Source organism: Nitrososphaera sp. (assembly GCF_037447015.1).
GTDB lineage: Archaea > Thermoproteota > Nitrososphaeria > Nitrososphaerales > Nitrososphaeraceae > Nitrososphaera.
This window is the reverse complement of the sequence record NZ_JBBIHK010000020.1, coordinates 24,444-32,153: the sequence shown is the minus strand read 5'-3', so window position 1 is coordinate 32,153 and position 7,710 is coordinate 24,444. Positions and strand designations below refer to the sequence as shown.

The following is a 7,710-nucleotide window of genomic DNA, read 5'->3' as shown; positions in this document are numbered from 1 at the left end:
TTTATTACTGCCACTGCCGCCGCCGTCAGCAGCACTACTACCGTTGAACACTATGCCATGGCGCTCCTTCAGGTGGTCAACATGCTCTTTTGGAATGCTGTAAACGTCGCTTGCCTCGTAGGCACACAGCGCAGTGACGGGTATGTCAAACTTTTTCTCAAGCTCTTGCTCGTACGCAAGCAGGTCGCGCCCGTAGCCGTGCCTGAAAAAGCTAGAGACGTCTCCGACCACTCTGAGGCCCTTCTTGCCCTTGACTGCGGCAAGCTCGGCAAGCGCGTACCAGAGGGCCAGTATCCTGTGCCTGTCCGGCGCCTTGCCGCCTGGAAAGTACCACTCTTCTGTTGTCTTGATTACGACGTCTCCTTTTTGCTCAAGCGCCCTGATGTCGGCGATTCCCCAGCTGCTTTCCATCCTTGCTCTAACTTCGTCCTTTGTCAGGTCTTCTGTGACCATCATGACCACTTCGTTGTTTTCAAGGCCAGCCTTCAAAAAGTCAAAAGCTTCTGACAGCTTGGACTCTTTGCTGTCGTATATGCAGAGGACATGGTTTCCAATCTGCACCGACTCTAGCCGCGACATCCCTGTGCCATGCTAAAACGCCGCACGTCATCGCTATTATACGTTGGGTTGCTGCGCTTCTATAAGAAAAACCCTGCGGCACCGGTTAGTGTATGGGCGCGCCCGGCTGCACTGCGTCTTGGTCCGCGGCGGCTACAGTCAAAAATGCCGGCCTGCCTTCTGGCCCATCTGCGGCAAGCAGCATCCCCTCTGAAACAATGTCGCCTATTTTTCTTGGCTGCAGGTTCACGCAGATCACCACCGTCCTGCCGACAAATTCCTCGGGCTTGATCCAGAGGGCCGCGCCTACTGCCACCTGGCGCTTTTCCGTGCCAACGTCGACCACTGCTTTGAAGACCTTTTTCATGCCCAGCATCGGCTCTGCGCTCACAACCTTGCCTATCCTGAGCTGCACCTTGGTAAACTCGTCAAACGTGATAGTAGTAGTGGTGGTAGTAGAAGTGCCTGTTGCTGCTGCCGATGATGATGACAAAGACGGCGGCTGTGGAGATGTTTTTTCGCTCATGATTTTCAGGGAAAAGCGGGAAGGGCTTTAAAGCATGCGCTTTGTGCCTGCCTGCTTCAGGGAGAAAGAACGAGTCTGGTCTGACTCGATGTTTTTGCATGCTATGCTACTTGATTATCGAGTCAAACCTCTTCATCGCCTGCGGGAGGTCTTCAAGCAGGTCGGTCGAAGTCATGTGCAGGCCGACCCTGTTGAACGACAGGTTTCCTGCAAGCCCGTTGAAATACGCAGCAAGGAGCGCCGCTTCAAAAGACCCGATCTTGCACAGCAGGCCCGCCGTAACCCCTGCCAGCACGTCACCAGTCCCGCCGACCGTCATGGCGCAGTTGTGCGTCCTGTTAATGCCTGCCCTTCCGCTGCCGTCTGCCACCACGTCGACAGGCCCTTTCAGCAGTATCGTGATGCCGTGCCTGCTTGCCGCGGTGCGCACATTTGCGATACGCTCTTTGGTGCTGTCTGCCCTGCCCGGGTCGCTTCCTGTGAGGCGCCTGTACTCGCCGGCGTGCGGCGTCACTATCGTGTCAGTGCCCTCTATGATTGGCAGTATTTCTGGAATGAGCGCCGAGGCGTCGAGCACCAGTTTCGTTCCCTGCCCTTTCAGCTTGCTTACAAGGGCGATCATTGCTTCCGACGTTGCGATGCTCATGCCCATGCCTATCGCTGCCACGTCCGGTTTTTTGGGCATCATGCCTACAAGCCTGTTTGCCGCGCCCACAGTCAGCTTGTCGTCGGGCAGCGGGAGCACAATGAGCGCCGGCGAGAACGAGCGCACTTCTGTGGTTATCGAGCGGGGCACCGCCGTGTAGACGAGGTCTGTGCCAGAGCGGAGCGCGGCCATGCTGGTGAACACCGGCGCGCCGTGGTAATAGCGGCTGCCGCCTGCCACGAGCACCGTGCCGTTGTCGCCCTTTTTTGAAGACGCCTTCCTTGGCGGCGTCAGCTTTTTCGCAAGCGGCAGGTTGATTGTCACTATTTTTGTTCTTGTTCTTGTTGCTGCTGCTCGTGCTGCCGCCGCAGCATCGGCGGTGGCAGTAGTGGTGGTAGCAGTAGAGCCAGTAGCGGCCACGCCTATAGGGCGATGCGGCTTGGATATAGAGTTTTTATCAGCTTGGCGGCTCGGCGTGTATCGTCACTATCGAGCCGGGGTATTTGTCGCGGATCTTTTTTTCGATGCCTGTGACAAGGTCGTGCACCTGCTCAATCGTGGCCTGGCTGCCAAAGACGCAGTCGACGTCTATCTTGAGCGTGTTGTCGCCGGTGCGAAACGTCGCTATCCTCCCCACCCTGCTTATGCCGTCGCTTGCAACGACGATCTCTCTTATCGAGTCGTGCACCTGCTCGTCGGCAAGCGGTTCTATGCCTGCGACCTGGGGCATCAGGGGCTCCAAGTGGACCGTGACGTTGCCTGCGTCCTTTAGCTGGCCCTTTATCGAGTCTTCGACGGCGTTTGCGATGCCGTGGGCCTCGCTCAGGCTTGCAGACCTGTTGACCTGGACGTGCAGCGATATCTCGAGCCTGCCTGTGGCGGCGACCCTTGACACCAGTATGTTGTGCACGCCCTTTACCCCGCCCACGCGGGCTGCCGCGCGCTCGATTATGGATTCGAGGGGGAGGTCCGGGCTGTATATAGGCTCAAAGTGAACCGTGACGTTGGTCCTGCCTGTCTGGAGGCTCGATGCGATGTTTTGCTCCACCTGCGCACTGATCTCGTGGGCCCTTTCAAAGCTGATGTCTGCCTTCATGCTGATCGTGACTTCGACGAAAATCTCTCTGCCGACCCTGCGCATCTTGATGTCTGTACAGTTGACGACGCCATCTGTCTCTGTGGCGGCGCGCCTGACCACCATGACTAGCCTGGGCGGTATGCGGTCTGTCAGTTCGACTGCGTTCTGGTAAGCAAACCTGCCGCTGAGGTATGCCAGGAAAACGCCAAGGATAATCGCGGCCGCGGAGTCGCCGTTTGCAAAGCCGACGGTGACCAGCCACAAGCCTGCAAGGGCAACGCCTGTAGACGCAAAGTCTGCAAGCGCGTGATAAAGGTCGGCCTTGAGGGTGGTGGCCTTGGTCGCCCTGGCGGCCCTGCCAAGGACTGCGATGCGCACGACATCGACCCCTAGGGTATAGATGGCAGCCGCAAAGCCTATGGCCCCCGGCACCACTGCCGTCATGGGCGTTGCCTGACCACCTGCTGCAGCTGCTATCCTTGCGCTTGCCTCATAGATGAAAAAGATCGCCACGACAAAAAGGGCCGCGCCCCCGATAAAGCCGCCGACAGTCTCTATTCTGCCATGGCCGTAAGTGTGGTCGGTGTCGCGGGGCCGCGCGGCAAGGCTGATTGCGATCATGAGGATGCCTGTGACCGCTGCGTCAAGGAGCGCATGAGTGCCGTCTGTCAGCAGGGCGAGGCTCCCTGTAGCAAGGCCCGCTGCAAACTCGAATACAAAGACAGAGGCAATGGCTACCAGCGAGATGCGCAGCGCATTCCTCTTGAGCGTATAGTCGGCCGCTACCGTTGCCACGGGTTCGTTAGCTAGACGCAAATTTGCTATTTAGGTTTTGTCAGATGAGAAAGATGGATGAAAAAAGAAGGAGAGCCTAGTTGGCCAGCGTATCAAGCCGGCCCCTTAGGTTCTTGTACCTGTTCCTGACGGTCACTTCTGTAACGCCTGCCGCCTCTGCAATGTCTGTCTGCGTCCTGTTCTCGCCAGTCTCAAGCGATGCCATGTAGAGTACCGACGCGGCAAGCCCCATCGGATCCTTGCCGGCCGAGAGGCCGTCCTTGACGACCTCGTGCATGATGTTCATCGCATGGCGCTTTGTCTTTTCAGACAGGCCAGCCTTGCTTGCCACCCTTGCGATGCACTTCATCGGGTCTATCATGGGGATCTTCAAGTCAAGCTCCATCACGACCAGCCTGTACATTCTGGCCAGGTCCTTGCGCTTGACGTTTGAAGTCTCGGCAATGTCCTTGAGCGTCCTTGACATGCCTGTTTCGCGGATTGCAATGTAGAGCGCCGCTCCCAGAGTGGCAGAGATAGTCCTACCTCTTACCAGCCCGCGCTCTTGCGCCTTTCTGTAAATGTATGCAGTCTTTTCCACAACGGCGTCTGACAGCGACAGCTTGTCCTTCAGGCGATCTAGCTCGGAGAACGCCTGGCGGAGGTTCCTGTCGGTAGGGCTGTGCGCCTGTGTGCGAAAGTCCCACGCGCGCAGCCTGTCCATTGTCGATTTCATGAGGCCCTCTATCTGGTGGCCGCTTGCGTCCTTGTCTGTCCTTGCGATTATGGTTGACAGGCCCATGTCATGCCTTGCCAGTGAACTTGGAATGCCTGTCCTCGCCCTGTCGTCTGCCTCCTGCGAGTTGAACGCCCTCCACTCGGGGCGGCTTTCCTGTATCCTGTCGGATATCACAAGCCCACAGTTCCGGCAAATAATCTCGCCAGACTCGGGGTCTGTGACCGTCCTATCGTGTTTGCATGGGGATACTAATGATGCTTTCATATTTTCCGAAAAGTCATCCTTAATAACGCGTTTATCACTTATAAGTAGTTTGGAACCAATAATAATTGCCTTCGGCGATTGTACTACAACTATTTGATGTGCAAATCCATATTTTTCATATTATTTATGGGTTTTGATGACTGAATGCTCATAATCACTATTGTTGAATCGCAAAATACTCTATGAGGTGCGCCTGATAGCGCACAGGACTGGTAGCCGGTTATGTAATTATTGCAACAAAATCCTTGAGAAAATAAGCAACTTGATATACTTTTGAAATCTGGTACCGGAGCCAAATTCTGCCATTTTTCTGGGTTGCAGCTTTTTTCTACCGCGTATTATGCTTTTGCCGTATTTTGCTGTTATGGGGATCTGGCGCTATCTTGCCTGCTTGCATCTCGATAGTGGGCGCGAACCTGTAATGCAGCCAGGCGGGATGGCCTGAGAGAAGCAGTATATTTTAGCGCAGAACCGCAGGAAGCCTGTTTTTGATGTGCGTCTCTTGTACTGCCTGTAGGAAGGACGCAATGTCTCTGGGCGGTTCCTTGATCTTGCCGACGAGGTTGACAGGCGAGTATGGCAGTATCTTTTTGCCACTGCTCAACGGTGTCGGGCCGTAGAAAAAGCACAGGGCCCTTCCAGACGGCCAGTACGCAACATCAAACAGTTCCACCTCACGTACGGCGTTTTCTTCGCCGATCCTGATCGGCGTCGGCTCTGAATACAACTCGTCGCCCCACCTTTCTATCTTTATTTTGATGGGCAGGCTTGCGGCTATGGCGTTGACCGTCGCCGGCGACCAAGAGCCGTCAAGCTCTATCACTACACCTGCACTGATGGCCGGCAGGTCCAGGATGACTTTCATTCGCTCTCTGCCCTTTTCTCTGTCCTTCTTTTGCCGTTCTCAAAAGGCATCGGCAGGTCGGGCAGGTTGAGCTCTATCGTCTTGCCGTTGCCTGTCATGGCGTACGTCCTGCCGTCGTACGTGCATTTCACCACAGGCAGCGGGTTGGTTCCTGCAAGCGAGTCTGCCACCTTGTAGTATTCGACCAGCCTCCTCTGCTCGTAGATCGTCTTGTTCATGCGCCTGAATCTCTTTTTGCTCATGAACTTGAACGCAAAGACGACGTGGCGCCTCGGGTAGATGGAAAACATCTCGCGCACCATCAGGCACCTCTCTATCTGGTCCTGCGGCACGTAGAGTATGTCGCTAGTGCCGGACTTGGCCTCGATAGTGAGGAGGATCCCTTCGCCGTTGTTCACCGCGACAATGTCGGGCAGGCCGGTGGAGCTTCCGCCCAGCCGGCGGGCCACAAAGCCGTGCTTGTTCAGCCTCTCGACTAGGCCGTGCTCGTAAGCGTAGCCCCTGCTCCTGCGTATGTTGCCCAAGGTGCTATTTTGCGTTTGAGGAACCCGCCCATAAAGCTGTCGCAAGTCTTTTATTAAAAGAGGGGCAAGCAACCTTGTGACTTCGCAATCACCATCGTCGTCTCCTCCATCACCTTCTTTACCGATCCAGTCCTCACTTGATGCAATCGGGCGCGAGTTAAAGGACGTGCAGGAGCGCCGGGAAAAGCTGATCAAGGGCACGCGCGACGCAGTCATGCTCTGCAGCAAGTCGATAGTGGCGATGCACCACGGCAACCTTGCAGAGGCGCGCTCTGGCATGGAGCAGGCCCGGGCCATGCTCGGGGAGTTCCGGGGCTATGCCAAAACCGACCTGTACAAGTACATCGCCGTCGCCGAACAGGAGCTTGTGGAGGCGTACACACTCGCGGCGGTGATGGAAGGCGCGCCCCTGCCCAAGATGGACGAGCTTGGGGTGTCGGGGCCGTCGTACCTGACCGGACTTTTGGATTCTGTGGGGGAGATAAAGCGCCTCGTCTACGACCGGATGAGGTCCGGAAACGGGGGCGACGCGGAGGCGCTTTTTGCCACCATGGAAGAGATCTATGGAGCCGTGTACCCTTTCGCAGTCTATGACAACATCGTGGCCGGCCTCCGTAAAAAGCTGGACGTGGCAAGGATGCTGATAGAGGACATACGCGCCGTGGTGACCGAGGAGAAGAGGCGCAGGGCGCTCATCGACGCAGTCAGCAGGCTGGAAAAGGCCGGCTAAAAAGGAATAGAGACTCTTAAAAATTATCCTTCCCTAGCCTATCTCTATATGGACGGCCGGTCACTTTGCAAGCAGATTGCGCTGCTCCATGACGGTATACATGCCGCCGGGATAATAGAGGACGGGGAGCTGTCCGAGTTCTATTTCAAGCCCAAGGTGCCGATGCAGAGCAGCGAAAAGCTGGGCGAGATGGCGATGCACACCACGATCGTCGCAGTTATTGGCGTAAGCGGCGAGACTTTTATGGCTCATTCAGGTACGTCATGTTCCACTGGGAGAACGCCGACGCATTCATCTTTCCGATCGTGCTGCCTGACGAGGGCAGCGACAAGGCGACGCCCATGCTGCTTGGAGTCCAGGTGGCGAGGCCATATCCACACGACGAGCTTGTCGAACTTATCAGCGGCCTGCTTCGCAGGAACAGGATCGCCCCTGCTGCAAGCGCGCCTAGATATGCGGACCGGAAGAAATGATCAAAAAGTGCACAAAAGATTATAGCAACTGCCGCTATATTTTTGCGTGTACGACGTTGACGACCAGGCGCTCTGCGAGCGGGTCGCAGAGATCAACAAAAACATTTCTGTCGTCACGATCGTCGAAGATAGCGAAGCCGTGGCCGTCTACCAGAAACCTCGCGTGCCGATGATGAACGAGAAGCGGGCAAGGGGAGGGCTGCTCCAGATGCAGCTGTGGGTGGCGATGGCCAAGAGCAACGAGGACTTTCTAGGCAAGTTCTGCTACACCATGCTCCACTGGGAGAACTCTGACATCTTCGTCTTTGTGATGGATAAAGACGATAATGATGATGACCATAATAATGATAATGTCTATAGCAACCGGTCAGGGCACCGGCTACTCTCGCTCCGGATCGAAGGGAAATACCGGCATGACGTGCTCGTCAGCAAGGTGCTCAACCTCCTGCGCCAGTTCCGGCTGATAGAGAAGGATAGTAGCCGCAATGGCGGCACCAGTAGTAGCGGCAGCAGTAGCCGCCGTGGCCTGTAAA

General features: G+C 56.1%; 10 protein-coding genes. 3 read left to right on the top strand and 7 right to left on the bottom strand.

Annotated features, from left to right (window positions below; all coding sequences use genetic code 11):
• From WKI84_RS08395 to WKI84_RS08365, 7 genes are all read right to left on the bottom strand, one after another.
• Nucleotides 1–561 (bottom strand): MEDS domain-containing protein (locus WKI84_RS08395; RefSeq protein ID WP_337863093.1); only part of this gene is annotated, 561 nt, incomplete at its 3' end.
• Between the two features lie 103 nt (nucleotides 562–664).
• Nucleotides 665–1,084, bottom strand: a complete 420-nt coding sequence (locus WKI84_RS08390; protein ID WP_337863092.1) for a methionine--tRNA ligase — start codon at nucleotides 1,082–1,084, stop codon at nucleotides 665–667.
• A gap of 106 nt (nucleotides 1,085–1,190) precedes the next feature.
• Nucleotides 1,191–2,150, bottom strand: coding sequence for an NAD(P)H-hydrate dehydratase (locus tag WKI84_RS08385; RefSeq protein ID WP_337863091.1), 960 nt, complete (start codon nucleotides 2,148–2,150; stop codon nucleotides 1,191–1,193).
• 37 nt (nucleotides 2,151–2,187) lie between these two features.
• Nucleotides 2,188–3,603, bottom strand: coding sequence for a cation diffusion facilitator family transporter (locus WKI84_RS08380; protein ID WP_337863090.1), 1,416 nt, complete (start codon nucleotides 3,601–3,603; stop codon nucleotides 2,188–2,190).
• A gap of 76 nt (nucleotides 3,604–3,679) precedes the next feature.
• Nucleotides 3,680–4,585, bottom strand: a complete 906-nt coding sequence (locus tag WKI84_RS08375) for a TFIIB-type zinc ribbon-containing protein (RefSeq protein ID WP_337863089.1) — start codon at nucleotides 4,583–4,585, stop codon at nucleotides 3,680–3,682.
• Between the two features lie 460 nt (nucleotides 4,586–5,045).
• Nucleotides 5,046–5,450: a cyclophilin-like fold protein gene (locus tag WKI84_RS08370; protein ID WP_337863088.1), complete on the bottom strand. Its 405-nt coding sequence runs from the start codon at nucleotides 5,448–5,450 to the stop codon at nucleotides 5,046–5,048.
• Entirely contained in the window at nucleotides 5,447–5,974 is a 528-nt protein-coding gene (locus WKI84_RS08365) for a hypothetical protein (RefSeq protein WP_337863087.1), read from the bottom strand. Before WKI84_RS08365 ends, WKI84_RS08370 begins: the two co-directional genes overlap by 4 nt.
• A 76-nt stretch (nucleotides 5,975–6,050) precedes the next feature.
• Between WKI84_RS08365 and WKI84_RS08360 the strand changes: the two genes are divergently transcribed.
• From WKI84_RS08360 to WKI84_RS08350, 3 genes are all read left to right on the top strand, one after another.
• The gene (locus WKI84_RS08360) at nucleotides 6,051–6,704 is read left to right on the top strand and encodes an RNA-binding protein (protein ID WP_337863086.1); all 654 of its coding nucleotides are present in this window, start codon (nucleotides 6,051–6,053) and stop codon (nucleotides 6,702–6,704) included.
• Nucleotides 6,705–6,967: 263 nt separating this feature from the next.
• On the top strand, nucleotides 6,968–7,177 hold the full coding sequence (locus WKI84_RS08355) for a hypothetical protein (protein ID WP_337863085.1): 210 nt from the start codon (nucleotides 6,968–6,970) through the stop codon (nucleotides 7,175–7,177).
• Nucleotides 7,178–7,223: 46 nt separating this feature from the next.
• Entirely contained in the window at nucleotides 7,224–7,709 is a 486-nt protein-coding gene (locus WKI84_RS08350) for a hypothetical protein (RefSeq protein WP_337863084.1), read from the top strand.
• The last annotated feature ends 1 nt before the right edge of the window (nucleotide 7,710 follow it).

Bases quoted from the DNA above. Each gene is read 5' to 3' on its own strand.
- WKI84_RS08390 (WP_337863092.1), bottom strand. From the start codon at position 1,084: ATGAGCGAAAAAACATCTCCACAGCCGCCGTCTTTGTCATCATCATCG.
- WKI84_RS08375 (WP_337863089.1), bottom strand. From the start codon at position 4,585: ATGAAAGCATCATTAGTATCCCCATGCAAACACGATAGGACGGTCACA.
- WKI84_RS08355 (WP_337863085.1), top strand. From the start codon at position 6,968: ATGTTCCACTGGGAGAACGCCGACGCATTCATCTTTCCGATCGTGCTG.
- WKI84_RS08370 (WP_337863088.1), bottom strand. From the start codon at position 5,450: ATGAAAGTCATCCTGGACCTGCCGGCCATCAGTGCAGGTGTAGTGATA.